This window comes from Geminicoccus roseus DSM 18922 (genome assembly GCF_000427665.1).
Lineage (GTDB): Bacteria > Pseudomonadota > Alphaproteobacteria > Geminicoccales > Geminicoccaceae > Geminicoccus > Geminicoccus roseus.
Map to the genome: position 1 here is coordinate 2,308,978 of NZ_KE386572.1, position 25,244 is coordinate 2,334,221.

Annotated in this window: 23 protein-coding genes and 1 tRNA gene; 19 read left to right on the top strand and 5 right to left on the bottom strand. The window is 66.2% G+C overall.

All coding sequences use genetic code 11. The features are described 5' to 3' along the window. Positions 1-48 precede the first annotated feature (48 nt). From GEMRO_RS0111790 to GEMRO_RS0111800, 3 genes are all read left to right on the top strand, one after another. Positions 49-1,011 (top strand): DctP family TRAP transporter solute-binding subunit, encoded by a 963-nt coding sequence (locus tag GEMRO_RS0111790; RefSeq protein WP_051329601.1) that lies wholly within the window; start codon positions 49-51, stop codon positions 1,009-1,011. A gap of 77 nt (positions 1,012-1,088) precedes the next feature. After that, a complete protein-coding gene (locus tag GEMRO_RS29205) occupies positions 1,089-1,577 on the top strand; it encodes a TRAP transporter small permease (RefSeq protein ID WP_035485191.1) in 489 nt (162 codons plus the stop codon). Next, positions 1,570-2,895, top strand: a complete 1,326-nt coding sequence (locus GEMRO_RS0111800) for a TRAP transporter large permease (RefSeq protein ID WP_027134150.1) — start codon at positions 1,570-1,572, stop codon at positions 2,893-2,895. The genes GEMRO_RS29205 and GEMRO_RS0111800 overlap by 8 nt, the downstream gene beginning before the upstream one ends. On the opposite strand, the gene GEMRO_RS0111805 is transcribed toward GEMRO_RS0111800, so the two are convergent. Continuing rightward, positions 2,866-4,545, bottom strand: a complete 1,680-nt coding sequence (locus GEMRO_RS0111805; RefSeq protein ID WP_027134151.1) for an alcohol dehydrogenase catalytic domain-containing protein — start codon at positions 4,543-4,545, stop codon at positions 2,866-2,868. The two genes, GEMRO_RS0111800 and GEMRO_RS0111805, sit on opposite strands and share 30 nt — an antisense overlap. Positions 4,546-4,755: 210 nt before the next feature. Here GEMRO_RS0111805 and deoC point away from each other — a divergent pair, with 210 nt between their 5' ends. From deoC to GEMRO_RS0111840, 7 genes are all read left to right on the top strand, one after another. Beyond that, positions 4,756-5,445 (top strand): deoxyribose-phosphate aldolase, encoded by a 690-nt coding sequence (deoC, locus tag GEMRO_RS0111810; RefSeq protein ID WP_027134152.1) that lies wholly within the window; start codon positions 4,756-4,758, stop codon positions 5,443-5,445. A gap of 177 nt (positions 5,446-5,622) precedes the next feature. Next, positions 5,623-6,591 (top strand): sugar ABC transporter substrate-binding protein, encoded by a 969-nt coding sequence (locus GEMRO_RS0111815; RefSeq protein WP_027134153.1) that lies wholly within the window; start codon positions 5,623-5,625, stop codon positions 6,589-6,591. A gap of 100 nt (positions 6,592-6,691) precedes the next feature. After that, positions 6,692-8,203: a sugar ABC transporter ATP-binding protein gene (locus tag GEMRO_RS29210; protein WP_051328979.1), complete on the top strand. Its 1,512-nt coding sequence runs from the start codon at positions 6,692-6,694 to the stop codon at positions 8,201-8,203. Next, positions 8,200-9,189 carry an ABC transporter permease gene (locus GEMRO_RS0111825; RefSeq protein WP_027134154.1) on the top strand — a complete coding sequence of 330 codons (990 nt, stop codon included), beginning with the start codon at positions 8,200-8,202 and terminating at the stop codon, positions 9,187-9,189. Before GEMRO_RS29210 ends, GEMRO_RS0111825 begins: the two co-directional genes overlap by 4 nt. Before the next feature lie 81 nt (positions 9,190-9,270). After that, positions 9,271-10,287, top strand: coding sequence for a galactitol-1-phosphate 5-dehydrogenase (locus GEMRO_RS0111830; protein WP_027134155.1), 1,017 nt, complete (start codon positions 9,271-9,273; stop codon positions 10,285-10,287). Positions 10,288-10,333: 46 nt separating this feature from the next. Continuing rightward, positions 10,334-11,851: an FGGY-family carbohydrate kinase gene (locus tag GEMRO_RS0111835; RefSeq protein ID WP_027134156.1), complete on the top strand. Its 1,518-nt coding sequence runs from the start codon at positions 10,334-10,336 to the stop codon at positions 11,849-11,851. Further along, positions 11,851-12,840 (top strand): sugar-binding transcriptional regulator, encoded by a 990-nt coding sequence (locus GEMRO_RS0111840; protein ID WP_051328980.1) that lies wholly within the window; start codon positions 11,851-11,853, stop codon positions 12,838-12,840. Before GEMRO_RS0111835 ends, GEMRO_RS0111840 begins: the two co-directional genes overlap by 1 nt. Before the next feature lie 140 nt (positions 12,841-12,980). Here GEMRO_RS0111840 and GEMRO_RS0111845 read toward each other — a convergent pair. Further along, positions 12,981-13,056, bottom strand: a tRNA-Ala gene (locus GEMRO_RS0111845). A gap of 147 nt (positions 13,057-13,203) precedes the next feature. On the opposite strand from GEMRO_RS0111845, the gene GEMRO_RS0111850 reads away from it, so the two are divergent. The 5 genes from GEMRO_RS0111850 (at position 13,204) to GEMRO_RS0111870 (ending at position 16,536) form a co-directional block, all read left to right on the top strand. After that, positions 13,204-13,527: a YggT family protein gene (locus tag GEMRO_RS0111850; protein WP_027134158.1), complete on the top strand. Its 324-nt coding sequence runs from the start codon at positions 13,204-13,206 to the stop codon at positions 13,525-13,527. 44 nt (positions 13,528-13,571) lie between these two features. Next, entirely contained in the window at positions 13,572-13,838 is a 267-nt protein-coding gene (locus tag GEMRO_RS29215; RefSeq protein ID WP_169728371.1) for a DUF167 family protein, read from the top strand. A 67-nt stretch (positions 13,839-13,905) separates the two neighbouring features. Further along, positions 13,906-14,793 carry a bifunctional 5,10-methylenetetrahydrofolate dehydrogenase/5,10-methenyltetrahydrofolate cyclohydrolase gene (locus GEMRO_RS0111860; protein ID WP_027134159.1) on the top strand — a complete coding sequence of 296 codons (888 nt, stop codon included), beginning with the start codon at positions 13,906-13,908 and terminating at the stop codon, positions 14,791-14,793. A gap of 195 nt (positions 14,794-14,988) precedes the next feature. Beyond that, a complete protein-coding gene (locus tag GEMRO_RS0111865; RefSeq protein ID WP_027134160.1) occupies positions 14,989-15,657 on the top strand; it encodes an MBL fold metallo-hydrolase in 669 nt (222 codons plus the stop codon). A gap of 93 nt (positions 15,658-15,750) precedes the next feature. Then, on the top strand, positions 15,751-16,536 hold the full coding sequence (locus GEMRO_RS0111870) for a DUF1194 domain-containing protein (protein ID WP_027134161.1): 786 nt from the start codon (positions 15,751-15,753) through the stop codon (positions 16,534-16,536). 65 nt (positions 16,537-16,601) lie between these two features. Here GEMRO_RS0111870 and efp read toward each other — a convergent pair whose 3' ends face one another. Then, the gene (gene efp, locus GEMRO_RS0111875; protein WP_027134162.1) at positions 16,602-17,171 is read right to left on the bottom strand and encodes an elongation factor P; all 570 of its coding nucleotides are present in this window, start codon (positions 17,169-17,171) and stop codon (positions 16,602-16,604) included. 129 nt (positions 17,172-17,300) lie between these two features. Between efp and epmA the strand changes: the two genes are divergently transcribed. Together epmA and GEMRO_RS32625 are read left to right on the top strand one after the other, a co-directional pair. Then, positions 17,301-18,353: an EF-P lysine aminoacylase EpmA gene (gene epmA, locus GEMRO_RS0111880; protein WP_027134163.1), complete on the top strand. Its 1,053-nt coding sequence runs from the start codon at positions 17,301-17,303 to the stop codon at positions 18,351-18,353. Positions 18,354-18,707: 354 nt separating this feature from the next. Next, a complete protein-coding gene (locus tag GEMRO_RS32625) occupies positions 18,708-20,726 on the top strand; it encodes an acyltransferase family protein (protein ID WP_084506849.1) in 2,019 nt (672 codons plus the stop codon). Positions 20,727-21,283: 557 nt separating this feature from the next. On the opposite strand, the gene GEMRO_RS29225 is transcribed toward GEMRO_RS32625, so the two are convergent. Beyond that, positions 21,284-23,098 (bottom strand): ABCB family ABC transporter ATP-binding protein/permease, encoded by a 1,815-nt coding sequence (locus GEMRO_RS29225; protein WP_035485204.1) that lies wholly within the window; start codon positions 23,096-23,098, stop codon positions 21,284-21,286. A 101-nt stretch (positions 23,099-23,199) separates the two neighbouring features. Between GEMRO_RS29225 and GEMRO_RS0111895 the strand changes: the two genes are divergently transcribed. After that, positions 23,200-24,381, top strand: coding sequence for a YbfB/YjiJ family MFS transporter (locus GEMRO_RS0111895; RefSeq protein WP_027134164.1), 1,182 nt, complete (start codon positions 23,200-23,202; stop codon positions 24,379-24,381). Between the two features lie 63 nt (positions 24,382-24,444). On the opposite strand, the gene GEMRO_RS0111900 is transcribed toward GEMRO_RS0111895, so the two are convergent. Continuing rightward, positions 24,445-24,621 (bottom strand): DUF1328 domain-containing protein, encoded by a 177-nt coding sequence (locus GEMRO_RS0111900; RefSeq protein WP_027134165.1) that lies wholly within the window; start codon positions 24,619-24,621, stop codon positions 24,445-24,447. Positions 24,622-24,772: 151 nt separating this feature from the next. Between GEMRO_RS0111900 and GEMRO_RS0111905 the strand changes: the two genes are divergently transcribed. Next, entirely contained in the window at positions 24,773-25,108 is a 336-nt protein-coding gene (locus GEMRO_RS0111905) for a Lin0512 family protein (RefSeq protein ID WP_027134166.1), read from the top strand. Positions 25,109-25,244: the final 136 nt, after the last annotated feature.

Sequence of the window (25,244 nt, forward strand, 5' to 3'; positions counted from 1 at the left end):
AGGACGCTCGCCGCGGTCGCGGCGCTTGGTGCGTTCGCGGTCCTCTCGATGGGGGGAGCAGCGTCGGCGGAAACCCTGCGTCTGTCGCACAACACCGGAGACACCACGACCTGGCAGAAGGGCGCCGAGAAGTTCGACGAACTGGTCCGGGAGAAGACCGGCGGCGAGACCAGCATCCGCATCTTTCCCAATGCCCAGCTCACCGGTGGCGACCAGATGAAGCAGGCCGAGATGGTCGGCCGGGGCGCCCTTGATTTTGTGGTTACCTCGGCGATCAACGTCACGCCTTTGGTCCCGGAGATGGCGGTGTTCTCGCTGCCCTATCTCTATGCCGGCTACGAGGACGTCGATGCCACCACCGGGGGAGCGCCCGGCGAGCGCATGACCGAAATCATGGCCGACCATGGGATTGTGGTGCTGGCCTGGGGCGAGAACGGCTTTCGCGAGGTCACCAACAATGTCCGCCCGATCATGGCTCCTGGAGACCTGCAGGGCCTGAAGATGCGGGTCGCCGGCCCGATGTACATCGACGTGATGAACGCGTTGGGGGCCAACCCGCAGCAGATGCAGTGGACCGAGACCTTCTCTGCCCTCCAGCAGGGCGTGGTTGACGGACAGGAGAACCCGATCGGCGCGGTGATCATCCCCCAGCGGGTCTACGAGGTGCAGAAGTACATCACGACCTGGCACTACTCCTACGATCCCATCTTCGTCGGCGTGAGCCAGAAGCTCTGGGAATCCTGGGACGATGAGAAGAAGGCCACGATCCGGGCCGCGGCCGAGGAAGCCATGGACTTCCAGAAGGCGATGACGCGGGAGGATACGGAGAACGGGATCGCCTTCCTCAAGGAGAAGGGGATGGAGGTCTACGTCCCGTCCGACGAGGAGATGCAGGCGTTCCGGGATGCCACCCGATCGGCCTTCGACGCCTGGGCGGAGAAGGTCGGGCCCGACCTGGTCAAGCTCTTCCAGGACACGATCGCGACGTCCAGCGGCACGTCCGCGAACTAGCGCCGATCCGGGCGGCCGGCTATGTCCGGCCGCCTGTCCCCCCGACTGGCCTGGTCGACTTTCCGGGTGCTGCCGTGATGCGTGCTGTTCTCGACGACGCCGAGAAGCTTCTCTGCGCCCTGATCCTGCTGGCGATGACGGTTCTGGGTTTCCTGAACATCATCGTCCGCTACCTCACCAGCTATTCGTTCGCGGCGACCGAGGAAATCCTGATCAATGGCTTCTTGCTGCTGACCATCTTCGGCGCGGCCATTGCGGCCCGCCGGGGCGAGCATCTGGCCGTGACGCTGGTCTTCGACATGCTCCCGGGCCGCGGCCGCCAGGTCCTGCTCTGGCTGTCCACCGGGCTGTCGGTCCTGCTGATGTTGCTGTCCGCTTGGTACTGTTTCCAGTTGGTCCAGAACCAGTTCCAGAGCGGCGTGGTCTCGCCGGGACTGCAGGTGCCGGCCTGGTATTATACGGTCGGGCTGCCGCTGGGCTTCCTGCTGATCGTGGTGCGGCTCGTCCAGCATGCGATCCGGACATCCAGGCAGATGTCCGGCCAGGAGGCAGGCCATCATGGCTGACCTCGATGCCGGCACCCAGATGGTGCTCCTGTTCTTCCTGCTCCTGCTGGTCCGGGTGCCGGTCGCCTTCGCGCTCGGCCTCTCCTCGCTCTACGCCATGTGGCAGATCGGCTTTGGCCTGGAACTGGTCGGCGACCTGCTCTCCAGCGGGGTCGCGAAGTTCTCGCTGCTGGCGATCCCGTTCTTCATCCTGGCCGGCTCCCTGATGGGCACCGTCGGCATCGCGGAGCGGATGATCCGCTTCTTCCGGGTCCTGATCGGTTCCCTTCCAGGCGGCATGGGCATCGTCGGCACGGTGGTCTGTCTTTTCTGGGGCGCGGTCAGCGGCTCCGGGCCGGCCTCGGTCGCAGCGATCGGCCCGCTGCTCATCAAGGCGATGGCGGAGGACGGCTATCCGCGTCCGTTCGCGGCAGCCCTGGTCTGTACCGGGGCCGCCCTCTCGATCGTGATCCCGCCGTCGATCGGCCTGGTCATCTATGGCGTGATCGCGGAGACCTCGATCGCCGACCTGTTCATCGCCGCGATCATCCCGGGCCTAGTGATGGGCCTGCTCATGCTCCTGACCCTGCCGTTCGCCATGCCAGCCAGACGGGCAGCCCATGCCGCAGGCGGACTTGAGGCCCTGGCGCCGCCACCCTATGCGGGGCTGCCCTATGGCCGCCGGCTCGGCCGCGCCTTTCTGGATGCTGCCTGGGGCCTGCTTACCCCGGTCGTCATCCTCGGCGGAATCTATGCGGGCATCTTCACGCCCACCGAGGCGGCGATCGTCGCGACCGTCTACGCCCTGTTCGTGGGTCTGTTCATCTACCGGACCCTGACCTTCGCCACGCTCTATGCTTCCCTCGTCGATGCCAGCGCTTCCTCGGCGGTGGTGATGCTGGTGGTCGCCTTCGCGAGCCTATTCGGCTGGGTGGTCACGGTCGATGACCTGGTCGGCACCTATTCCGAGGCGCTGCTGGCGCTCAGCTCGAACCCATGGGTGATCCTGACGGTGATCATGGTCGTGCTGCTGGTGGCCGGTATGTTCATGGATGCGATCACCATCATGTTCATCACGCTGCCGATCTTCCTGCCGGTGGTGCGCGAACTTGCGTGGGATCCGGTCTGGTTCGGCGTGCTGCTGATGGTGAGCCTTGCAATCGGCCTGATCACGCCGCCGGTGGGGATCAACCTGTTCGTCGCGGCCAACATCACGAGGCTCCCGCTGGAGCGGATCGCGGTCGGTGCCCTGCCTTTCCTGCTGACCAGCCTGATCGGCCTCGCCATCGTGGCTGCCGTTCCCGCCCTGTCACTGTTCCTCGTGGGACTGCTGCGCTGAGGCGTCCTGGCCCTCGCCGCGGATCAGCCGCTCCTCGTCGATGCGTGACCAGCCCTGCGGGGCGCCTTCCGGGTGCAGCGTGCGGATCGTCGTCAGCGGCAGGTCCAGCCGGCCGGGATAGATCGCGATCTTGCCCGAGACCCGGCCATCCCTGACCGCCTCCAGCGCGTCGGGCAGGGCGGCGAGGCCGCCGACCGCCTCCAGGTTGCCGGTCAGGTCAAGCGTTCCATCCAGGACCCGGTCCAGCACGGCCAGCTGGTCGGCGACCGTGGAGCCGGTCGAGCCGGTGAACCGCGCACCATGCGAGGCGATCCGGCCGAGTGGCAGTCGGCAAGGCTGGCCGAACGGCATGCCGGAGAACAGGACCAGCATGCCGTCGGCCGCCATCCGGGTAGCGCCCCGCTCGATCAGCCCGACATCCGGTGCGACCACCACGACATCGTCGCAGCCGCGGGGGGCCAGCTCGTCCAGGACGGGATCAATTTCGGCATCCTTGATCACGACCAGCCGCTTGCCGGATCGCTCTGCGAGAGGCCCGAAATCGTCCTGGAGTGCCTGGCAGCGCTCCGCCTTCCGGGAGGTGGCGATGACGATCGCTGGTCCCTCGGCAAGCTCCAGGGCGCGGTGGGTATGGATCCGTCCCATGGCGCCTCCGGCCCCGAGGATCAGCATCGTGCCATTTGGCTTCAGGTCGAAGCGGTGCCGTTCAGGGGCGAACGCCTGGGCAAGCGATGGGCCGGGCGCGCCAACCAGCGACAAGGCTTGGTAGTGGATCCGGGCGGCATCCAGCGTCACCGCCTCGGCAGGCTGGTCCCCGACCAGCGCCAGCAGGCCGTCCTTCGCCAACAGGCCGGTGATCATGCTGAGCTCGTCTGTCTCCAGGCGGCCGCGCACGACGATGTCGTCGAAGGAATACCCGCTCGTCTGACGCAAGGCTTCCAGGTCCGGCAGGATCGTCGTAGGCCTTGCGCCCGCCCAGGCTCGGGCAGCGGCATCCGGCGCCACCATGGTAACCGTTCCGGCAGGCATCGGCAGATCCAGCGCAATGTGGCCACCGTCCCGACCGGTCACCAGGAGGAGGCTTCCGCCGCTCTTGAGCGCTGTCCGGCAGTTCGGCCGATAGGCGGCCTCGACGCAGGAATAAGGCTCGAGCATGGCGACGGTCGCCGAACTGACCTGTGCAGGAACCGGGAAGACATAGGGCTGGGCGCCGCTCAGGGTCCGAGCGTCCAGCCGGATATGCTGGCCGAACGCCCCTGGCAGATCCATGCCGATCGTGTGTCGCCGCCCATCGACCATGATGGCCGGCTGCAGTCCGAGCCGGTCGCCAGGGCGATAGTACCGCTGCCAGTCAGCGCCGACCGCGCAGACGGTCAGCGACATCTCATGCCCAAGCACGGCAGGGGCCGAAGTCAGGTCCCGCTCGGCAAACAGCGGATGGGCTGTGCCCATGCGGATCACCTTGATGTCCGACGAGCAAATGCAGACCGCATCGACCCGCGCGATGACCTCGTCCGCTGCCGGCGGTGCCCAGCCTTCCTCGACGAACCGCCCGCTCACGCCGATGTCGCGCACCTCGCCTCCGGAGAACGGCCAGAAATGCGTGACCAGCAGCGCCGTGCGGTCGTGGGAGTCTTGCTGCTCGGTCATTCCCTGTAACTTCTCGTGGTGGCGCAGTTGGGCAGTCGTTGTGGTCGCCATTGACGGAATCTCGTGGTTGCGCAAGCAGCGCGTGGCACGGTTGGTGATTCGAGGACCATGCGAATCCGGCTGCCGCAGGCCGGCCTGCCTCGTGACAAGCCTCCCATCTGCACCGAGCCCGGCTGGCGGGCGTGCGTCGAACAGAAAGCAAGGAACCAGATGACCAAGCCCATCGAGAACGAGAAGCTCGCCTCATTCATCGACCACACCATCCTCAAGCCGGATGCGATAGCCTCCGAGGTTGAACGCCATTGCGCCGAGGCACGCGAGCACGGCTTCAAGTCCGTCTGCGTCAACGCCGTCCACGTGGCGCAGGTGGCTCAGGCTCTCAGGGGCAGCGGAGTGCTGACCTGCGCCGTCGTCGGCTTCCCGCTGGGAGCGACTCTGCCCGCCATCAAGGCTGCGGAAGCCGCCGCGGTCATCGAAGCCGGTGCCGCGGAAGTCGACATGGTCATCAACATCGGTGCCCTGAAGGAGGGCCGGATCGACGCAGTCCGCGAGGACATCGCGGCGGTTCGCAAGGCCTGCGGAAACAAGCTCCTCAAGGTCATCATCGAGACCTGCCTCCTCGACGATGAGCAGAAGCGGCAGGCCTGTGGGGCCGCCAAGGAAGCCGGCGCCGATTTCGTCAAGACCTCCACCGGGTTCAGCAAGTCCGGCGCCACCGTCGCCGACGTGCGCCTGATGCGCGAGGTGGTGGGCCTCGACATGGGCGTGAAGGCGTCCGGCGGGATCCGCACCCGGGCGGATGCCCTGGCGATGATCGAGGCAGGTGCGACCCGCATCGGTGCCAGCGCCAGTGTCGACATCGTGGCTGGCGGTCAGCCCTCGGCCCAAGGAGGCTACTGACCGGCACTTCCCGTCCACTCCTAACCGCGAGGGCGTCCTGCGCCCTCGTTCTTACAAATGTGATGTTAGTTCAAAAATGCGCAATCGGCGCTTGACCATTTCGGAGCATGCCATCAAACAAATCCCAGGACGGGTCGCGTGAGACGCCCGTTGGATCGGGATCTGGGAGGTACGAACATGAAGCACCTGCTCTTGGGCTGTGCTGTTGCTGCGCTCATGCTGGGCGCGCCGGGTGGAGACGCCGAGGCAGCCGACTGCACCGTCGGCATCGCCATGTACACGCTGGGGGCGCCCTATTTCGCGGCGCAGGTCGCCGCCGCCCAGGACCAGGCCGAGAAGGCCGGCTGCACCGTCTATACCGCGGACGGCCAGAACGACATGGGCAAGCAGATTTCCGACGTCGAGGACATGGTCGCGCGGGGCGTCGACCTGCTGATCCTCAATCCTCGGGATCCCGAGGGCCTTGTTGCCACCGCCAGCAGCGCCACGGCTCAGGGCGTGAAGGTCGTGGTGATGGACTCCAGCATCAATCCCCGCGCCGACGTCGTCACCCAGGTGCGCTCCTCGAATGACCAGAATGGTTTTCTGGTCGGGCAGTGGCTTGCCCAGGAGATGCAGGGCAAGCCGATGAAGATCATCTTGCTGTCCGGCGACAAGGGCAACGAGGTCGGTCGTGACCGCCGTCTCGGCGTGTTCCGCGGGCTGGTCGAGGGGCAGCTGGTCAACGAGGGCCGGGCCGGCTTCGAGGTGGTCGGCCAGGGCTGGGGTGGCTGGTCGCATGAAGGCGGGCTTGCCGCCATGGAAGACCTGCTGACCGCGCATCCCGACGCCAATGTCGTCATTGGCGAGAACGACTCCATGGTGCTGGGCGCCATGAAGGCGCTGGAAGCCTCGGGCAAGAGCGACGTCCTCGTGCTTGCGGCCGCTGACGGGCAGAAGGAAGCGCTGGAGATGATCAAGGAGGGCAGCTACGGCGCGACCGGCCTGAACGACCCGGACCTGGTTGCCCGCACCGCGGTGGACATCGGGCTAAAGGCGGTCGACGGCAGCCTGCCGGCGGACTTCCCCAAGCTTGAGCTGACCACGCCCGCGGTCATCACCCAGGAAAACGTGGACGAGTACTACCGGCCCGACGCGGTCTTCTGATCCCGAGCAGGATCGGCGGCCCTGCCTGCCAGGGTCGCCGATCTCCTTGCCGTTTTTGCGCAGCAACCTGACTGCGTGCTCGACCTCCATGGATGCCGCTATGACCGAACTCGTCAGGCTCCAGGCCATCACCAAGTCGTTCGGCGGTGTCCACGCCCTGCGTGGCGTCGATTTCGATGTCCGCGCCGGCGAAGTCCATGCCCTGCTGGGTGAGAATGGAGCCGGCAAGTCGACCCTGATGCGGGTCCTGAACGGCGAATTCCCGCCGACCTCGGGGGAGATCAGGATCGGCGGACAGGCCGTAACCTTGCGGGATCCCCATGCGGCACGCGCCCTGGGCATCGCGGTGGTTCATCAGGAACTGGCCCTGGCGCCGGATCTGTCCGTGGCCGAGAACATCTTCCTTGGCGAGCTGCCGGGCGTCATCGCCTGGTCCGGCCTGAAGGCGCGGGCGCGCAAGCTGATCGAGCGGCTGGGCTTCGAGATCGACCCCGGCGCCATCGTCGGCAACCTGACCGTGGCCCACCAGCAGGTGGTCGAGATCGCCAAGGCCCTGTCGCGCGACGTCAAGATCATCGTCTTCGACGAACCGAGCGCGGTGCTGTCCGCCCAGGACGCCGACCGGCTGCACCAGATCATCGCCGACCTGCGCGGCCAGGGTGTCGGCATCGTCTACATCTCGCATCGGCTGGAGGAGATCTTCAAGATCTCCGACCGCATGACCGTGATGAAGGACGGGCAGCGGGTCGGCACCGTGGACAACGGCGACGTCACCATCGACGAGCTCATTCGCATGATGGTCGGGCGGCCACTGGCCGCCATGTTCCCGGAGAAGGGCAAGCGTGCGCTCGGCGACGAAGTGCTGCGCCTGGACCGGGTCAACGCCGGTCGCATGGTCCGCGACGTCAGCCTGTCCATCCGGGCAGGCGAGATCGTCGGCCTTGGTGGCCTGGTCGGCTCCGGCCGCACCGAAGTGGCCCGTGCCATCTTCGGCGCGGACCGGCTGGACAGCGGCACCATCCATGTGAACGGCAAGCCAGTGACCCTGCGCACGCCGGTCCAGGCAGTGAAGGCCGGGATCGGTCTGGTGCCCGAGGACCGCAAGCTGCATGGCGTGATCCTGGACAAGCCGATCCGGGTGAACGCCACCATGGCGCGACTTTCCGCCGTGGTGAACGCGCTGGGCTTCCTGCGCCATGGGCTGGAGAAGAAGATCGTCACCGATCTCGGCAGCAGCTTGCGTCTCAAGGCGTCGAGCATCGACGCTCCCGTGTCCAGCCTCTCCGGAGGCAACCAGCAGAAGGTCGTGCTGGCCAAGTGGTTTCACGCCGGCGGCGACCTGATCATCCTGGACGAGCCCACCCGCGGGGTGGATGTCGGCGCCAAGACCGAGATCTACGGGTTGGTCAACCGGCTGGCCGAGGAGGGCAAGGCGGTGCTGATCATTTCCTCCGAACATCAGGAACTGTTCGGCTTGTGCGACCGCGTGCTCGTGATGGGGCAGGGTGAACTCAAGGGCGAACTCCTGCCGGACCAGTACAGCGAGGAACGGCTGCTGGCGCTGTCGATGACCGGGCGGCCGAACACGAACGACATTGGTGAAGCAGCATGATCTCTGCGGTCGAAGCACCCTCCGAGCGTAACAACGGGGCTCGCATCGCGGCCGTCCTGCAGCGCTTTGGAACACTTGCGATCTTCCTGACGCTCGTCGTGGTGGCGACGTTCTGGTCGGACGCGTTCCTCACCACCGGCAACATCCTGAACGTGCTGCGTCAGGTGGCGTCCGGCGCCGGGATCATGGCCGTCGGCATGCTCTATGTGATCCTGACCCGCGGCATCGACCTTTCGGTCGGTTCAATCGCGGCGCTGGGAAGCGTGCTCACCGGCTATTTCGTCGCCACCTCGGGCTACGGGACGTTCACGACCATCCTGCTGGTCCTGCTCGCCGGCGGCGCCTGCGGCCTGTTCACCGGCGCCTTCGTCGCCTACCTGCGCCTGCCGTCCTTCGTCATGTCCCTGGCGATGCTGGCGATCGCACGCGGTCTGGCGCTGATCATCTCGGATGGCCGGCCGATACCGCTGGGCGAGCCCGGACAGGCGTTTCAGTCGTTCGGCTCCGGCTTCCTTTATGGCATCCCGCAGCCGGTGATCCTGATGTTCCTCGTGTTCATCGTCGGCGGGGTCGTGCTGAACTTCACCCGCTTTGGCCGGATCATCACGTCGATCGGTTCCAACGAGGAAGCCGTCCGACTCGCAGGCATCGCCGTGCCCCGCTACATCCTCGCGGTCTACGTGATCTCCGGCATGCTCGCCGCCACCGCCGGCATCATCTCGTCCAGCCGCACCGGCGTCGGCTCGGCGCAGGTCGGCGTGGGGGCGGAACTCAGCGTGATCGCCGCCGTGGTGATCGGCGGCGCCAGCCTGATGGGCGGACGCGGCAGCGCGTTCAACACGCTGCTGGGCGCGCTGGTCATGGGGATCATCGGCAACATCATGAACCTCGCTGGTGTGCCCGGCTATCACCAGCAGGTCTACATGGGCGCGATCATCGTCGTGGCGATGCTGCTGCAGTTCGGCGCCGGCTCGCTCAAACGCTGAGCCGCGCCTTCCACCGCAATGCGGGCGCCCGCCAACGGCCCGGCGATGGCGCTCGATCTACCGACAAGGACCAGACCAGCCATGCGCGCTGCCGTGATGTACCAGCCGGGCGATATCCGCCTGGAAGACCTGCCCAAGCCCTCGCCCGGCAAGGGCGAGGTCCTGTTGAAGGTCGCGGCGGTCGGCGTGTGCGGCTCGGACATCCCGCGCATGCTGATCAAGGGTGCGCACCGGATGCCGATCGTCTGCGGCCACGAATTCTCCGGGGAGGTCGTCGAGCTCGGCGAAGGTGTCGAGGGCTTTGCCGCCGGCGATCTGGTGGGCGTCGCGCCGATGCTTCCCTGCGGCGTCTGCGACCAGTGCGCCACCGGCAATTTCTCCCGATGCCGCGACTATGACTATTTCGGGAGCCGCCGCGATGGCGCCTATGCCGAGTTCGTCTGTGCGCCGACCGCAAACCTGCTGAAGGCGCGTCCGGGAACCGATTTGCGCGCCGTTGCGATGACCGACCCCGCCTCGATCGCGCTGCACGCGATCTGGAAGGCCAAGCCGACCCTGGGGGACCGCGGCGGCGTCATCGGCTGCGGGCCGATCGGCCTGTTCGCGATCCAGTGGATGAAGCTGATGGGATGCCGTGACATCGTCGCGGTGGATGTCTCGGAGCGCAAGCTCGAGCAGGCGCGCGAAGCCGGCGCCAGCCATACCTTCCTGGCCACGGCCGAGATCCCAAGCGACCTGAAATGCGACCTCATCGTGGAGGCGGCCGGGCACCCGTCTTCCATCAACCTTGCCGCCAACCTGGCGGCACCTGGCGGGCATGTCGTCTTCATCGGGATTCCCGTCGGCGACGTCACCCTCGCCAACAAGACCTTCCAGCACTTCCTGCGCCAGGAGGTGTCGCTGCATGGCGCCTGGAACTCCTTCGGAGCTCCCTATCCCGGTCCGCAATGGACAGTCACCCTGGACTATCTGTCCTCGGGCGCGCTGCGCTGGGAGTTCATGATCAGCCATGAGCTGAGCCTGGACGAGTTGCCGGGCATGTTCGGGAAGATCAAGGCGGGCGGGGAATTCTTCTCCAAGATCATGTTCCGGCCCTGAGGCCCGTCTTGGCGGGCGAGGACGACCAAGATCGGGGACGAGGCTGATGGCGCTGCTGCTGGGACTGGATTTCGGCACCGGAGGCGTGCGGGCTGGCCTGTATGATCTGGCCGCATGCCGGATGCTGGGCGAGCAGGAAGCCGCCTATGCCACGGCCTACCCCCAGCCGGGCTGGGCGGAGCAGTCGCCAACGGACTGGTGGCAGGCCGCCGGTGCCGCCACCCGTGCCCTCCTGCGGGCCGCCGGTCGTCCCGAGGTGGCCGGGATCTGCGTGGCCACGACAGCCTCGACAGTCATGGCTTGCCGCGAGGACGGCACCCCGCTGCGGCCGGCCCTGCTCTGGATGGATTGCCGCGCCGCCGAGCAGGCGGATCGCACAGCGCGCTCCGGCCATCCGGTCCTGGCCTATGCCGGCGGGGGCGATGCCGCCGAATGGCTGGTGCCGAAGGCGATGTGGCTGAAGGAGCATGAGCCGGACAGCTACCGGCAGGCCGGCATCATCTGCGAATGCCTGGACTATGTGAACTTTCTGCTCGCCGGCCGCTGGGTCGGATCGCGGATGAACGCGACCTGCAAGTGGAACTACGATTCCGTCGCCGCGCGGTTTCATGACGATCTCTTCGCCGAACTCGGTATCCCTGAGCTGCCGGACAAGCTCCCCCGCGAGATCGTCCCGGTGGGCGGCGCGATCGGCCGGATCCAGGCATCGGCGATGGAGCATCTGGGGCTCGCCAATCGGCCCGTTCTGGCGCAGGGTGGGATCGACGCCCATATCGGCATGGTCGGTGCCGCCACCATGGCGCCGGGCGAACTTCTGATGATCGGCGGAACCTCGGTCGTGCAGCTTTTCCAGCTCGCGGCCGGGCAGGCTGTTCCCGGCTTCTGGGGACCCTATCCGCATGCGCTGGTGGATGACCACTGGCTGGTCGAGGCGGGGCAGGTCTCGGCCGGGTCGATCCTTTCCTGGTATGCCAACGATATGTTCGGCCTGGACCGCCAGGGCATGGCTGAACTGGTAGAGGCCGCATCTCGCATCGAGGTCGGCGGCACCGGGTTGTTGACCCTGGACTTCTTCATGGGCAACCGCACTCCCTACCGGGATCCGCATCTGCGCGGTACCGTATTGGGCCTGTCGCTGGGGCATGACCGGGCAGACCTCTATCGCTCGGCGGTGGAGGGGGTGGCGCTCGGCTCCGCGAACGTGCTTCGGCGCATGGGCGAACTCGGCATCGATTGCCGGCGGATCGTGAGCGCTGGCGGGTTCGAGAAGAACCGGCTCTGGCTTCAGGCCACCGTCGATGCGATCGGGCTGCCGATGGAACTTGCCAGCGGGACCAACCTGTCGATTCTGGGGGCGGCCGCCTGCGCCGCGAACGGCGCCGGGCTTACCTCCGACCTCTTTGCGGCATCGGCGGCCGTCATGCCGGCGACGGTAACCGTCGAACCCGACCTCACGGCGCACGAGCGGTATCAGGCCCTCCTGGAGGACTATCTCGAAGCGACCCGCCTGCTGGCGCCGCTGTCCCGGCGTCTGGCGGCAGCGCAGCGCACGGGCCACGCCTGATGACCGGCCCGTTGGTCCAGCGGGATGTCCATCTGCGGGACCTGTCGGCGGACGATCGCATCCAGCTGATGGTCCAGGTCGCCAAGCGCTACTATCACCAGGACATGACGATCAACGTGATCGCCAAGGAACTGGGGCTCACCCGCTGGCAGGCGAGCCGGCTGCTCACGGATGCCCGGGACAGCGGGATCGTCCGGATCGAGATCGTCCCGCCAACCCCCCGCAGGCCCGACCTGGAGAGCCGGTTGCAGCGCCGCTTCGGGCTGAAGGACGCTGCGATCGTGCCGGTCGATCCCGAGGGCAGCGACGACCTGATGCTGGACAGCGTCGCCCAGGCGGCCGGCCGGTTCCTCGCGGGTCTGGACCGCTTCCCGCTGATCGGGGTGTCGTGGGGACGGACCATGAGCGCAGTGGCGCGCCGTCTGCCGCCGTTCTGGAACGACGGGGTTGAGGTAGTGATGCTGAACGGCGCCATGAACGTGCGCGCCTCGGCCACGCGCACCAACAACGTCGCCGAACTGTTCGCGCGTGCCGCCAACGGTCATGCCACGCTGCTTCCCGTCCCGGCGATCCTGGGCAAGGCGGCGACCCGCGTGGCGCTGGAGCAGGATCCCACGATCGCGAGCGTCCTGGACCTGGGGCGCCGCTCCCAGCTGGTCTGCTTCGGCCTGGGCGCGCTCACCCCGGACTCGGTCCTGGTCCAGTCCGGCTTCGTCTCGGAGGGCGAGGCCCGCGACCTGCAGGCGAGGGGGGCCGTCGGCGACATCCTGAGCCGCTTCATCGATGCCGACGGAAAGATCATCGATCACGACCTCGACGACCGCACAATCGGTGCCAGCCTCGCCTCCTGCCGCGACCGCACCTATTCGATCGGCGTGGGCGCCGGCCCCGCCAAGCATGCGGTGACTCTCGCCTGCCTGCGCGCAGGCTACATCAACGTCCTGGTGACGGACGAGCAGACTGCCCTGTTCCTGCTGGAAGCGTCCTGAAAACCGTCACGCCGGGCCAATGGCCTGGACGCACCCGTGGCATCCTGAAAATCAGATACGCCATCCGTGCGCAGAAGTTCACTCCTGCGCCCTGTTCGGCCGACGGTCGCACAGAAAAATTCAACTATTGGAAACTGGGGTGGTGGAGCCGATCGGGATCGAACCGACGACCTCTAGAGTGCGATTCTAGCGCTCTCCCAACTGAGCTACGGCCCCGCTCCGGGGGCGGGGTATCCAGGATGGATGGCTGGCTGTCAAGCGGCAACCGCGACGAAGGGGGTCTGGTGCGGGCCGGACGTTCCGATATAGTCCGGCCGACGCTCCCCCTGGGGCGTCTTTTGGGACAACGGGCCTGGCAGGACGATGTACGCACTCGCGAATCTGATCGACACCGCGGTCAGCATCTACCTCACTTTGCTGTTCGCCTCGGTCATTCTCACCTGGCTCGTGCAGTTCAACATCGTCAATCCGCGCCAGCCGCTGGTCCACACCATCGGCACGTTCCTGTACCGGATCACTGAGCCGGCGCTGGCTCCCATCCGCCGGTTCCTGCCGAACTTCGGCGGGATCGACATCAGCCCGGTCATCCTGATCCTGATCATCCATTTCGCCCGCAACCTGATCGTCTACGACATCATCCTGCCGATGGCCTATCGCGGCGACGTCCAGGTGATCCCGGGCAGCTGAGCTTGCCGGCCTGGCGCCCGCAGTCCGGGGCGGTGGAGGTGGCCGTGCGTGCCAAGCCCCGCTCCGGCCGCAACGGCATCGAGGGCCAGGTGCTGGACGCGGACGGGCAGGCATGGCTTGTGGTGCGGGTCACTGCCGTGGCCGAGGACAACAAGGCCAACCAGGCGGTGGCGGAGGAACTGGCCAGGGTGCTGGGGGTAGGCCGCTCGGCGGTCAGCCTCGTCGCGGGCGGCGCCGCGCGGCGCAAGCGGTTCCGGATCGAAGGAGAGCCGGCCCGACTGCTGGCCGCCCTGGAAGAGATCGGGCGATGATCCGGGAAAGCGTGGATGGTACCCGATCACCGCCCCCTTCGCGATGCCCAGCAGGAGAGACAGGTCCATGACCAGGATCATTGACGGCAAGGCTGCCGCCAGCCGTCTGCGCGAGAGGGTGAAGGAGCGGGTCGGCTCGTTCGTGGCCGGAGGTGGCCCGGTGCCCGGCCTGACCGTGGTGCTGGTGGGGCGTCATCCGGCGAGTCTCGCCTATGTCGGCACCAAGACACGGATGGCCGCGGAGGTGGGCATGAACGGCCGCCTGCTGGAACTGCCGGAATCGACCACGACCGAGCAGTTGCTGGGCGTGATCGCCACCCTGAACGAGGCAGAGGATGTCCACGGCATCCTGGTGCAGTTGCCCTTGCCCGGCCATGTTGACGAGAGCGCGGTGCTCGACGCGATCCGGCCCGACAAGGACGTCGACGGATTCCATCCACTCAATGTCGGGCGGCTGTTCTCGGCCTCGGGCGGGATTCCGGAGGACCTCCTGCTGCCCTGCACGCCCAAGGGCTGCCTGATCCTGCTGCGCGAGACGTTGGGCGACCTGCGCGGCAGGCGGGCAGTCGTGGTCGGCCGCTCGAACATCGTCGGCAAGCCGGTGGCAGCCCTGCTGCTTGCGGCCGACTGCACCGTCACCATCGCCCATTCGCGCACCACCGACCTGCCATCGCTTTGCCGTACCGCCGACATCCTGGTGGCGGCGGTTGGCCGCCCGCAGATGATCCGGGGCGACTGGGTCGCCGAGGGGGCGACCGTGATCGATGTCGGCATCAATCGGGTCGAGCAGCCGGACGGTGCCTCGCGCCTGGTGGGCGATGTGGCGTTCGACGAGGCGGCCGAGCGAGCCGGCGCCATCACTCCTGTTCCGGGCGGGGTTGGCCCGATGACGGTGGCCTGCCTGCTGGACAACACGCTGATTGCCGCCGGTGCGTCGCAAGGCATGCCGGCTTGACCTGTCTGGGCAGTGGTGCATGACGTGCTGCATTCTCCGGCTCTGGCCGGACGACGGGGCGTGAAACCCTGTCGCTCTGTCCAGAGATTGGATCAAACATGGCCGGCCGGTAGGATTGGACCGGCGGCGACGCTTGTCGTATCCGCACCTCCTGGTCACCCTGATCCGGCTCGTGGACCTGGAGATTTCCCCATCATGTGTGCGCTCAAGGCTGTCGTCGTTCCAGTCACCCCGTTCCGGCAGAACTGCACCATTCTGTTCAACGATGAGAGCGGCACCGGCACCGTGATTGATCCCGGCGGTGACGTGCCGATGATCCTGGCGGCGATCTCGCGCCATGGCATCAAGGTCGAGCAGATCCTGCTGACCCACGGCCATGTCGATCATGCCGCCGGCGCCGACCTGCTGCGCGAGCAGTTGAACGACAGCCGGGCGGAGGGCTCCACGCCGGTGCCGATCGTCGGCCCGGACCGGCGTGATGCATTCCTGCTGCAGGGACTTGCGGCGCAGGCCACGCAGTTCGGGATCGAAGGCGCGCGCGATGTGGAGCCGGATCGCTGGCTTGCCGAAGGCGACCGGGTCGCCATCGCCGGGTTTGACTTCGACGTGCTGCATTGCCCCGGTCACACACCGGGCCATCTGGTTTTCGTGGCGCCGCAACTCCACTTCGCGATCCTGGGCGATGTCCTGTTCAAGGGATCGGTGGGACGCACCGACTTTCCTTATGGGAATACCCGGGCCTTGTTGGATTCGATCGCCGAGAAGATCCTGCCGCTCGGCGATGACATCGCCTTCATCTGCGGCCACGGCCCGGGCTCCACCATCGGGGCCGAGCGCCAGGGAAACCCGTTCCTGCGCGGCTGACCGCTGCCGACAGCACCGGCTTGTTCCGATCCGAGGTTGACCGAAAGCCGGTCCGATCACAGTGTGATCGACTAGCTCGGGCAGGATATGGACATGGGCGGTCGGTTCCTTTGCGTCTGCAGTGTCGTGGCGTCGCTGGCATCGGCATCCGCGAGCGCTGCGGATCTGCCGGTCGATCTCGAACTGGTCCTGGCGGTGGACGTTTCGGGTTCCATGGACCTGGACGAGCAGCGCCTGCAGCGGGCCGGCTACCTGCAGGCGATCACCCACGGCAACGTTCTGGATGCCATCCTGTCCGGTCCACGCCAGCGGATCGCACTCACCTACATGGAATGGGCAGGACCGGGCGCGCAGTCGGTGGTGGTGCCCTGGCATCTGGTCGATGATGCCGAGGCGGCGGAGCGGTTCGCCGACCAACTGGCCGATGCGCCGCTCGGGCGGACCCGATACACCTCGATCTCGGCAGCCCTGCAGTTTGCCGCCAGCCTGTTCGACGGAAACGGCTTTGCCGGCGACCGGCAGGTCATCGACATCTCCGGGGACGGGCCGAACAATTCGGGCGCAGCGGTGACGCCGGTACGCGACGATCTGGCCGATCGCGGCATCGTGGTGAACGGTCTGCCGATCATGATCAAGAGTTCGCAGCTGCCGACCGTGACCGGCTTCGACCTGGATGTGTACTACGAGGATTGCGTTATCACGGGCCCCGGCGCATTCGTGGTGCCGGTACGGGCCCTGGGCGACTTCACCGACGCGATCCGCCAGAAGATGATGCTGGAGATCGCGCAGGTTCCGGGGCCTGTCCTAGTTGCGGCGCAAGCCCGGATCGACTGCGGGATCGGGGAGAAAATGCGCGGCAACTGGTACCGCAGCCCCTGACCTTCGCCATCTCCAGCCGGGCGGGTCTACGGTCCGGCCGGAGATGGGCGCGCGGGATACCCGCCTCAGTCCTTGGCGCGCTCCAGGTAGGAGCCGTCGTCCGTATTGATCACCACCCGGGTGCCGGTCGAGATGTGCGGCGGAACCGCGGTCTTCACGCCGTTGGAGAGCACCGCCGGCTTGTAGGACGAGGATGCGGTCTGGCCCTTGACCGTCGGTTCGGTCTCGACGACCTCCAGCGTCACGCGGCTGGGCAACTGGAATGCAATCGCCACGCCCTCGTGCAGGCTGAGCGAGACGGTCATGTTCTCCTGGAGATACGGCGCGCTGTCGCCGATGACGTCCTTCGCTACCTGGACCTGCTCATAATTGTCGGGGTTCATGAAGTGGAACCCGTCCGTGTCCTCGTAGAGATAGGTATAGGGACGATCTTCGACATAGGCGCGCTCGACCTGCTCGGTCGTGCGGTAGCGCTCGGAGATCTTCACCCCGTCCGAGATCCGGCGCAGGTCGAGCTGGGTTACGGGTGTGCCCTTGCCCGGGTGGATGTTCTGGGCGGTGAGCACCGTGTAGAGCCTGCCGTCGATGTCGACGACAGTGCCCTTGCGCAGGCTGCTCGCCAGGACCTTGACCATGACCTGTCCTAATTCGCTACGTGTTCGAGGCGCACCGGCAGGTTCGCCGGGCGAGTTTTGTCGCGATTAGACGCAAGCGAGGTTGCGGTCCAGCCTCGCGTGACCCTGAAGGAAAGGCCTCTCCGTTCCATGCCGACCTCTTCGCCCTGGTGGCAACCGCACATCCACGCCGACCGGCGCTCGTTTCTGCTCGGCCGCAATCGAATTCGCGATGCTCTGCGGCACTGGTTCGCTTCGCAAGGATTCACGGAGGTCGACCCGTGCTGCCTGCAGGTCTCGCCGGGCAACGAAGCGCATCTCCACGCCTTCTCGACAGAAGCCCTAGCCACGGACGGTTGTTCCCTGGGGAGGCTGCACCTGCACACCTCTCCTGAGTTTGCCATGAAGAAGCTGCTGGCGGCCGGAAGCGGCGACATCGTCGCCTTCGCCCACGTGTTCCGCAACCGTGAGCGCGGACCATTGCACCATCCCGAGTTCACCATGATCGAATGGTACCGGACCCATGCGGATTACACCGCCCTCATGGCGGATTGCAGCGAGATCCTCGGCATGGCCGCCGAGGCCGCCGGGACGAGGCGGCTGACATGGCGGACCTGGTCGGCCGATCCGTTTCAGGCCCCGCTGCGGCTCAGCCTTGCCGAAGCGTTCGCGCGGGAGAAGATCGACCTGCTTGCTACTGTCGCTCCGGACGGCAGGACGGACCGCGACGCGCTGGCCGCGGCAGCCAAGGAAGCGGGGATCCGGCTCTCTGCGGATGATGGGTGGGGCGACATCTTCTCACGCGTCCTGGTAGAGCGGGTCGAGCCTGGCCTTGGCAGCGGCCGAGCCACGATCCTGTACGACTATCCCATCCCGGAAGCAGCACTCGCCCGCCCGAGCCCGAATGATCCGAGGGTTGCCGAGCGCTTCGAACTCTATGCTTGCGGTGTCGAACTCGCCAATGCGTTCGGCGAACTCACCGATCCGGAAGAGCAGCGTCGCCGCTTCGATGCCGACATGGACGAGATGCAGCGCATTTACGGCTACCGCTACCCGTTGGACGAGGAACTCCTCAAGGCATTGCCGCTGATGCCAAGCAGCGCGGGCATTGCCCTGGGGTTCGACCGGCTGGCGATGCTGGCAACGGCGGCGCCATCGATTGAGCATGTGCAATGGGCGCCGGTTGCACAGGAATCCCGCTGACCTGCATGCGCACCCAAGGGGGCATTCCGGAACATCCGCTGCAGCAGGGCTTGCAACTTTCATTGATGAAGGATAAATTACAAAAAATACATAAAAGGCAGCCTTCGGCGACCATATTCTCGGAGACGCCTCTATGATGATTTACCTATTGCGGCATGCTCACCAAAACGACATGACGTTAATGCGAGATGAGCTCGCTCCTGTTTGAAGTAAATTAATCTAGGTTTCAGCATCGCTACACCATCTCGGGCACTCTTGCTTGAGAATGACGTCTATTTCAGACGGCATTTTGTCATGCATCGGCTATGGCAGGAGAGCGTATGCTGATTAATACATAATCGGATTGTATCATCCATGGATATCTCGGTCCGTTATCGAGCCGACATTGACGGGTTGCGCGCGGTCGCCGTAACCAGCGTCGTCCTGTTCCATCTGGGGCTGGCGCAGGTTCCGGGCGGCTTTGTCGGGGTCGACGTCTTCTTCGTCATCTCGGGCTTCCTGATCACCCGGCTCATCTGTGCCGAGATGGATCGCGGCACGTTCTCGATCACCCGGTTCTACGAGCGGCGCGCGCGTCGGATCCTGCCGGCCCTGTTCGTGATGATGGCGGTCACGACAGCCCTGGCCAGCATCCTGATGGTCCCGGCCATCTTCCAGTTCTACGGTGCCTCGGTGGTCGCTGCGGCGCTGTCGGTGTCCAACGTGTTCTTCTGGCTGATGGGGGGGTACTTCACCGTCGCCTCCTCGTCGCGGCCACTCCTGCACACCTGGTCCCTGGGGGTCGAGGAACAGTTCTACATCCTGTTCCCGCTCCTGCTCCTGCTGTTCCGCCGCCGATCGACCCTGCCCTGGGGGACGATCATTCTGCCCGTCGTGGTGGCCTCCCTGCTGTTCTCGATCTTCCAGGTCCGCGAGGCTCCCCGAGCCGCGTTCTTTCTGCCCTTCGCGCGGTTCTGGGAACTGATGATCGGTTCCATGCTGGCAGTCGGGATGATTCCCGGCTCGACCAGGCGCCTCGTGAACGAAGGGCTCGCCGGGTTCGGGTTGGCGCTCATTCTCGGCTCGGTGTTGTTCTTCGACGAGGCGATGCCCTTCCCGGGAGAGGCCGCTCTGCTGCCCTGTCTGGGCGCCGCGCTGATCATTCATGCGGGAAGCCAGGGATCCACCTGGACTGGCAGGCTGCTCTCCGCGGGGCCGATGGTCTTCGTCGGCCTGATTTCCTATTCTCTTTATCTCTGGCACTGGCCCCTGATCGTGTTCGCCCAGAACTTCGTGCTCCAGCGCGACCTCCATCTGTTGGAGATGGGGCTGCTTCTGCTGGCGACCCTGGGGATCAGCATTCTGTCCTGGCGCTTCGTCGAACGGCCGTTCCGTCATGGGACCGCCAGGCCACCGATCATGGTGCTCAAGACCGCGACAGCCGGGATGGCGGCATTTGCTGTGCTTGGCTTCGGGGTCTGGCTGGGCCAGGGCTGGCCCGGGCGGTTCAGCGAGCCGGTGCAGCAGTTCGCCATGGCCGTCCATGACCGCAACCCGAAGCGAGAAGACTGCGACTCCCGTTCGCCCGAAGAAGTGCGCGCAGGGCGAGTCTGCCGGATCGGGGAGCACGGCGCCCGTCCCACGTTCGCGGTGGTGGGAGACAGCTTCGGCGACGCGATGATGCCCGGGATCGAAGCGGCCGCACGCCAGGGCGGGAAGGCCGGCATCGTGCTGACGCGCTCGGGATGCAACCCCTTGTTCGGCATCAGGCAGTCCGACCCCGAATGCCGTGTCCACATGGATGCCGTCCTGGATTTCCTCGCCAAGTCGAAGGACGTCGAGGATGTCGTCTTTGTCGGCCGATGGACCAGGATCGCCGAGGGGACCCGGTTCGGCGTCCGGCACATGGAGGATGCCTTCATCCTGGACGACCAGTCCCGGGAGCGCAGCCATGCCGAGAATCGACGGGTCTTCGCGCGGGCGGTCCATCGGATCCCCCGCCTGCTGCCTTCCAAGACGATCTATGTCACCGCATTCATCCCGGAGCAGTCGGTCAATGTTCCACAGGCAGCCTTCCTGGCAGCCTTGGCCGGCGAAACACCGGAGATCGGGGTCGATCGGAGGACGTTCGATGTCCGGCAGGCCTATGTTCGGCGCGTTCTTTCCGAGGCTTCGAAGGAGGACGGGATCCGGGTGCTAGACGTCGGAAATTATCTTTGTGATCGCGAGCAGTGCCGCGCGACCGAGGAGGGTCGGGCTCTTTACTTCGACGACAACCATGTCACCCGTTCAGCTGCCCTCAAATATCACCGAATCTTCAGGCCGGTTTTCGGGGAGGGCATCCGGGAAGCCTCGGCCGAGCGAGAACTCGGCGCCCCGAGCAGCAAGTTCTAGGCATCCCGCGTCAACGACCGCGGATGCTCCTGAAAAAAAGTGGCCGGATCTTTCGACCCGGCCGAGTAGATCAGGGAGGCTAAATGCCTGGAACACGAACCGATGGTCCATGCGTCCGGCTGGGCCGGAGCGGACGAAAAGGGAGCTAGGCTCGCACCTTGCCGACCGCGGCAGCGCACTCCAGACCATGCTCTGCTGCACCGCGATATCGGGCGGCGCCCGGAGATTGGCAATCCCGGTTTATCGATAGCTGTCATGCATGATCAAACAGGATGGAACTGTCAGATAGCCGGGGACGTCGCCACTTCACCCGCCGCTCCCGCACGGCGAAGCGGATGGCACGGCAAGGATGACGCCGGAACCGGTCCGGCCGGCTCAACGCTATCGCCGGTTGCAGCCTATCTGCCTTTCGGGGGGGAGATGGTGAAGCTGCCGGCCCAGCCCGGTCCTGAGACCGCGGGGTCACATCCAGGGCCGCTGTCGGGACCTGCACGTGCCGAAGGCCGGGAGGCACATGCCCCCTCCACGAAGGACGGCGCAGCTCCGCTCCTGCCGCTTCAGGACGAGGCGACCGCAGCCGCCGTGGATTGGCGAGCCCAGAGGTCGGCGTACAGGCCGCCACGCGCCAGCAGGTCGGCATGGGTGCCGCGTTCGACGATCCTGCCCTCGTCGAGCACCAGGATCAGATCGGCGTCCACGATCGTCGACAGGCGATGCGCCACCACCAGCGAACTCACCCCTGCCACCAGTCGGGCGAGATTGGCCTGCACGGCTTCCTCGGTCGCTGCATCCAGGGCGGACGTCGCCTCGTCCAGGATCACGATCCGCGGCCGCTTGAGGATCGCCCGCGCTATCGCCACCCGCTGCTTTTCCCCACCCGAAAGCTTCAGTCCGCGCTCCCCCACCAGCGTGGCATATCCGTCCGGAAGCGTGTGGATGAACTGGTCCAGTTCCGCGGCGCGCGCGGCTTCCTGGATCTCCCTCTTGGATGCCTCGGGACGGCCGAAACCAATATTGTAGCCGATGCTCTCGTTGAACAGCACCGTGTCCTGCGGGACCACCGCAATCGCGGCGCGCAGGCTGTCCTGGGTGGCCTCGCGGATGTCCTGGCTATCCACCAGCACCCGCCCGCTGGTCGGGTCATAGAAGCGGAACAGGAGGCGGGTGATCGTCGATTTGCCGGATCCGGTAGGGCCCACCAGCGCAACCTTCTGCCCGGGCAGGACGGTGAAACTGACATCGTGCAGAATTGCCCGCTGGTCGTTGTAGGCAAAGCCGACGTTCTCGAAGCGGACCTCGCCTGCTCCAGCTTGCAGCGGCCTGGCGCCCGGACGATCGGAGATCTCCGGAGTCTCGCCCAGCAGATCGATCAGCAGTTCCAGGTCGACCAGCGCCTGCTTGATCGACCGGTAGAGCTGTCCCAGCCGCTCCATGGGCCGGATCAGCTGGAGCAGATAGGTATTCACCAGGACGAGGCTGCCGATCGTCATGCTGCCGTTCTGCACGCGTCCCGCCGCCGAGAACAGGATCACCGCCATGCCGATGCCAAGGATCGTCACCAGGACGATTCCGGTAATGCTGCGGAAGGTCAGCGCCCGCACGGTCAGGCGCTCGACCTCGGCCAGGCTTGCATCGTAGCGCGCGGCGACATGGTCCTCGTTGCCGAAATACTTGACCGTCTCGTAGTTGAGCAGGCTGTCGATGGCTTCCCCGTGGGCGGCCGCACTGCGGCCCGCCGCCAGCTTCTGGTGGCTGCGCAGCCATTCCGAGCCCACCACGAGCACGACCAGGTACACCGCCAGGGTCGCGAACAGCACCAGGGCGAAGAACGGCTCGACCCGCACCAGCATCACCGCCGCAACGAACAGGATCTCGATCAGGAGGGGAAGGATCAGGAACACGACGTTGAACAGGACCTCGCGCAGGCCGGTCAGGCCGTTCGCGAGCACGCTGCCGATCTGCCCGGTGCGACGGTCCAGATGGAAGCGCAGCGACAGGCCATGCAGGTGCTCCAGCGCCTTCAGGCCGAAGCGGCGCCGTAGTCGTTGCTCGAGGGGGCCATAGAACATCCAGCGGAGCTCGTTGCCCAGGCGAGAGAACCATTGCAGCAGCACGTAGCCGGCGAGGATCGCGGCAGGTGCTGCGATGTCCGCATGCGCTCCGGCCAATTGGTCGACGAGTGCGGCAAAGAGCAGCGGCACCAGCGCGTTGATGCCTGCGGCGCTGGCCAGCAGGCCGATCGTGCCGGCGAAGCGCAGGCGATATCCAGGAAGATCGCGTGGCCAGAAGACCTTGAGGAGCTGGTAGACGGAGGGGATCTGTCGCTGGGAGGCGGCGCCCTCCTGAACGAGCGCCTGGAGGTCGCGGGACAAGGAAGTCTCCTGGAGGCGGCGCGGCGGTCGGGATCGTGGTACGCCCGGCGTGCGGCGGCAAGGTGCCGGCCCCTGGGAAGCAGTGCCGGATCGGCTTCACGATGTCCTTCTCCCTCCAACGCAGTGCAGGTCCGGCCCTGGGCCCCCTGGTCCTCGCGGGGCTCGCCGCCCTTCTGACCGGCATCGGCCTCGGCCGCTTCGCCTATGCCGCCCTGGTGCCCGGGATGATCGGCGAGGGCCACGTGGATGTTGCCGGTGCCGGCTATCTCGCCGCTGCCAATGTCGGGGGCTACCTGATCGGCGCGGCCGGGGGAGGGCGGATCGGCAGGCGGTTCGGAACCGTCCATGCCCTGCGCGGCTCGATGATCGGGACGGTGCTGGCGCTGCTGGCCTGTGCCGTTCCATTTTCTTTGGCATGGCTGATTGTGGCGCGCCTGGTAGCCGGCATTACCGGCGGCTTCCTGATGGTGCTGGCGGCACCGGCGGTGCTGGCGCGGATACCAGCGGAGCGGCGGGGAAGCGCTGGCGGCATCCTGTTCACCGGCATCGGCCTGGGCATCACGTTCTCGGGGGTGGTGGTGCCGCTGCTGGCCGACCTGGGGACTGGTCCCGCCTGGGCAGTGCTGGCGCTCCTGGGAGCCGGGCTCACCGTCCTGACCTGGAACGCATGGCCCGGCCAGCCGGTGGAGGCCGCGGCTTCCGGCGCGCCCGCAGCGGCACCGCAGGCGCGACCGCGCCTGATGCTGCTGGGCGTGGCCTATGCCAGCGATGCCATCGGCTTCGTCCCCCACACGGTCTACTGGGTGGACTTTGTGGCGCGCGATCTCGGCTACGGGATCGGCATGGGCGGGATCCAATGGAGCCTGTTCGGCCTGGGCGCGGCCGCCGGCCCGGCCGTGATGGGCATGGTCGCGCAGCGGATAGGCTTTGGGCGGGCGTTCGTCCTGGCGCTCGGCATCAAGGCTGCGGCGGTGATCCTGCCGGTGCTCTCGCCATCGGTTCCGGCGCTGGTGGTATCCTCGATCCTGGTCGGCGCCCTCACGCCGGCGTCTGCCTCCCTGGCCGCCGGTCGCATCACCGAACTGCTGCAGACGGACCGGCGCCAGCAGGCCTGGGCGCAGATGACCATGCTGTTCGCCCTCGTCCAGGCGCTGGGTGCTGTGGTCATGGCGGAACTCGCCGCAGCCACCCACCAGATGGCGCTGCTGTTCCTGCTGGGCGGCTCCCTCCTGGCTCTCGGCGCAGGAGCCGCAGAAATCCATCGGCGTCTTCTCGATCGGTGATCATGCGAACGGGTCCGCCACACTTGTGGCGGACCCGGCATCGCTTCATGAGCCGTCGCGAGCTTAAACCCGCGTGCCCCGGCCGCGGAAGAAGTACATCAGCAGGCTGACCACGAGCAGCACGAGGAAAATGAAGAACAGTATCTGCGCGATGCCCGCAGAAGCCGATGCGATGCCGCCGAAACCAAACAGCCCAGCGACCAGCGCTATGACAAGGAAGATGAGCGCCCAGTAGAGCATGGTCCGCACCTCGGATTTTGTTTTCTCTACCAAGAAGAGTTCAGGACCCTGCTTGGTGCATGCCCTAATAAGTGGCGGCGCAGTCCATGGTTCCCGGTGGTCGATCCCGACAGATCGTGTCAAGCTCCGGGCGACACCAGGGAGAAATGACATGAATCGGTTGATGTTCGTCGAGCTCGGGATGGGTGCGGATCTCCAGGGGCAGGACCCGACCCGGGCTTCGGTCAAGGCGGTCAAGGACGCGATCGGCCACAACTATCTTCCGGCGATGCGTGCTCTGGTCGATGAGGGCCATACCATGAAGGTTCATGTTCGCCTGGGTGTGCCGGCTGCCGCCGGGCAGGTTGACATGGAGACCGTGAAGGCCGCCTTGCCCCATGGCGAGGTGACGCTGGAAGTGGTGGAGGGCGGCATGCTCACCCCGTCCGGAACACCGGAACATGGCCACATCTGCATGGTGGTCGCCGCGATCGAGGTGGGCGTCTGAAGCTTCTTCGAGCCTGATGGCCGGCCACCCCCAGACCAGCAGATATGGACCCAACTTCGCGACGCGAGCTGCAGCCTGTCGCTGCAGCTCGTTCAAACAATGAACCTCAGGCTCTCGTGGCTGATCCTGATTCTAC

What these genes read in the sequence shown, in the direction of transcription:
- GEMRO_RS0111850 (WP_027134158.1), top strand. Translation starts at nt 13,204, where the DNA reads ATGTACGCACTCGCGAATCTGATCGACACCGCGGTCAGCATCTACCTC.
- GEMRO_RS29205 (WP_035485191.1), top strand. Translation starts at nt 1,089, where the DNA reads ATGCGTGCTGTTCTCGACGACGCCGAGAAGCTTCTCTGCGCCCTGATC.
- GEMRO_RS0111840 (WP_051328980.1), top strand. Translation starts at nt 11,851, where the DNA reads ATGACCGGCCCGTTGGTCCAGCGGGATGTCCATCTGCGGGACCTGTCG.
- GEMRO_RS0111825 (WP_027134154.1), top strand. Translation starts at nt 8,200, where the DNA reads ATGATCTCTGCGGTCGAAGCACCCTCCGAGCGTAACAACGGGGCTCGC.
- GEMRO_RS0111805 (WP_027134151.1), bottom strand. Translation starts at nt 4,545, where the DNA reads ATGACCGAGCAGCAAGACTCCCACGACCGCACGGCGCTGCTGGTCACG.
- GEMRO_RS0111790 (WP_051329601.1), top strand. Translation starts at nt 49, where the DNA reads ATGGGGGGAGCAGCGTCGGCGGAAACCCTGCGTCTGTCGCACAACACC.
- GEMRO_RS0111870 (WP_027134161.1), top strand. Translation starts at nt 15,751, where the DNA reads ATGGGCGGTCGGTTCCTTTGCGTCTGCAGTGTCGTGGCGTCGCTGGCA.
- GEMRO_RS0111900 (WP_027134165.1), bottom strand. Translation starts at nt 24,621, where the DNA reads ATGCTCTACTGGGCGCTCATCTTCCTTGTCATAGCGCTGGTCGCTGGG.
- GEMRO_RS32625 (WP_084506849.1), top strand. Translation starts at nt 18,708, where the DNA reads ATGGATATCTCGGTCCGTTATCGAGCCGACATTGACGGGTTGCGCGCG.
- GEMRO_RS0111815 (WP_027134153.1), top strand. Translation starts at nt 5,623, where the DNA reads ATGAAGCACCTGCTCTTGGGCTGTGCTGTTGCTGCGCTCATGCTGGGC.
- GEMRO_RS0111895 (WP_027134164.1), top strand. Translation starts at nt 23,200, where the DNA reads ATGTCCTTCTCCCTCCAACGCAGTGCAGGTCCGGCCCTGGGCCCCCTG.
- GEMRO_RS0111830 (WP_027134155.1), top strand. Translation starts at nt 9,271, where the DNA reads ATGCGCGCTGCCGTGATGTACCAGCCGGGCGATATCCGCCTGGAAGAC.
- GEMRO_RS0111905 (WP_027134166.1), top strand. Translation starts at nt 24,773, where the DNA reads ATGAATCGGTTGATGTTCGTCGAGCTCGGGATGGGTGCGGATCTCCAG.
- GEMRO_RS0111800 (WP_027134150.1), top strand. Translation starts at nt 1,570, where the DNA reads ATGGCTGACCTCGATGCCGGCACCCAGATGGTGCTCCTGTTCTTCCTG.
- GEMRO_RS0111865 (WP_027134160.1), top strand. Translation starts at nt 14,989, where the DNA reads ATGTGTGCGCTCAAGGCTGTCGTCGTTCCAGTCACCCCGTTCCGGCAG.
- epmA (WP_027134163.1), top strand. Translation starts at nt 17,301, where the DNA reads ATGCCGACCTCTTCGCCCTGGTGGCAACCGCACATCCACGCCGACCGG.
- efp (WP_027134162.1), bottom strand. Translation starts at nt 17,171, where the DNA reads ATGGTCAAGGTCCTGGCGAGCAGCCTGCGCAAGGGCACTGTCGTCGAC.
- GEMRO_RS0111835 (WP_027134156.1), top strand. Translation starts at nt 10,334, where the DNA reads ATGGCGCTGCTGCTGGGACTGGATTTCGGCACCGGAGGCGTGCGGGCT.
- GEMRO_RS29210 (WP_051328979.1), top strand. Translation starts at nt 6,692, where the DNA reads ATGACCGAACTCGTCAGGCTCCAGGCCATCACCAAGTCGTTCGGCGGT.
- GEMRO_RS0111860 (WP_027134159.1), top strand. Translation starts at nt 13,906, where the DNA reads ATGACCAGGATCATTGACGGCAAGGCTGCCGCCAGCCGTCTGCGCGAG.
- deoC (WP_027134152.1), top strand. Translation starts at nt 4,756, where the DNA reads ATGACCAAGCCCATCGAGAACGAGAAGCTCGCCTCATTCATCGACCAC.